The sequence below is a fragment of the Chryseobacterium sp. DT-167 genome, assembly GCF_058310155.1.
Genome location: NZ_JBZEEQ010000073.1, coordinates 1 through 661, shown reverse-complemented (window position 1 = coordinate 661; position 661 = coordinate 1). Strand labels below are relative to the sequence as shown.

The window sequence follows — 661 nt, the reverse complement described above, 5'->3', positions numbered from 1 at the left end:
GGGCGCTCGCCCTCGGGTGGGTCATCTCGCTCGCCTGGCGTCGACCGTTCGCTCCGGTCCGGGTCGGGATCCCGGTGTGGATCGCGACGGTGGTCGGGGGGATGCTGCTCCGCGCGGTGAGCGGCCAGGGGACGCAGCTCGCCTTCATCATCGTCGCGACGATCGTGCTCGCGGCGTTCCTGGTGGGGTGGCGCATCGTCGCCGCGATCGGCTCGCGACGACGGGTGCTCTCGCACCGGTGACGGGGACGTCCGCGGCGACGTCGTAGCGGAAGCCGGACCCAACACACCGACCGACCGACTGGTCGGTCGGTGTGTTGGGTCCGTCCATGCGCGATGAGATCCTCGAAGTGGCCAGACGCTTGACGCTCGATACCGGGGTCGTGCCGTCCCTCAATGCGGTCGTCGCCGCCGCCGGGGTCTCGAAGGGCGGCCTGATACACCACTTCCCGACGCGGGCCGCACTGGTGGCCGGACTGGCGCGGATCGCGCTCAAGGACGCCGACCAGGCGATGTCCCGCGCATCGGCTCGGCGGGATGCGACACGGATGTGGCTCCGATTGTCATTGCCCGACGCGGATGAACGGGTACTCCTCCAGGCGCTCGCCGTCGGTTTTCGCCCAGAGGACGCCGAGTCCATGACACTGCTCGCCGACGCCCGT

General features: G+C 70.3%; 2 protein-coding genes. Both read left to right on the top strand.

Going from position 1 to position 661, the window contains the following annotated elements:
* On the top strand, window positions 1-242 hold a 242-nt coding region (locus AC4FQ5_RS19810; RefSeq protein WP_491146316.1), incomplete at its 5' end, for a DUF3054 domain-containing protein.
* 86 nt (window positions 243-328) lie between these two features.
* The coding region (locus tag AC4FQ5_RS19805; protein WP_491146315.1) for a TetR/AcrR family transcriptional regulator at window positions 329-661 on the top strand (333 nt) is incomplete at its 3' end.